This window comes from Bradyrhizobium sp. NBAIM03 (genome assembly GCF_020194055.1).
Taxonomy (GTDB): Bacteria; Pseudomonadota; Alphaproteobacteria; order Rhizobiales; family Xanthobacteraceae; genus Bradyrhizobium; species Bradyrhizobium yuanmingense.
This window is the reverse complement of the sequence record NZ_JADYVS010000105.1, coordinates 1-576: the sequence shown is the minus strand read 5'-3', so window position 1 is coordinate 576 and position 576 is coordinate 1. Positions and strand designations below refer to the sequence as shown.

Sequence of the window (576 nt, the reverse complement as noted above, 5' to 3'; positions counted from 1 at the left end):
CTGTTAAGCATCTCCTTCTGCGTGACCGTTTGGACTTGATTGAAGCCCGTCTTGTCCGAGCTGCGAATCAGCGAACCTGTCACTTCAAACTTCTTCAACTGCGCAACCTTGTTGTCCGATGGGCCAGTGATCTCCGTACCGGAAGTTGACGTGGCAGGTTTTGGCGTCTGCGTACCTGACGCCGGCGCGGTGGGCGTGACTACCTGGCCAGTGATTGCCGGTGTGCTGCCCAGGGCCGATTCGGACGACGGACCTTCGGAGGCGACGGGTTGACTCTGCGCAAACGCCGGCACGGCAAGTGCGGCCGACAACACCAACTGCGCCCAGACGATCTTCTTGATGGCGACTGCCAATGCTTTTTGTTTCATTTCCCATTCCTATCAAATGCCTTCCAGGCGTTCGCGATCTGCGCGTCCTTGCTGATCGAGCGCCTTGAGCGGCCAAAAAAAATCGGTGTTGTAGAAAACGGCGATGTCGCAACCGTCATTGCGGCTGCCGGTGCTCCACTTCAGTGCAGCCTTAGCAGCGGCTTACGCGTGTGCGAACACTTCAACGGTCTTAGCAGCGGCTTACGTA

At 57.5% G+C, this 576-nt stretch carries 1 protein-coding gene; it reads right to left on the bottom strand.

The genetic code is table 11. The features are described from left to right. Positions 1-368: hypothetical protein (locus I6F21_RS37600; protein WP_225184368.1), on the bottom strand; the 368-nt coding region annotated here is incomplete at its 3' end. Between the last annotated feature and the right edge of the window lie 208 nt (positions 369-576).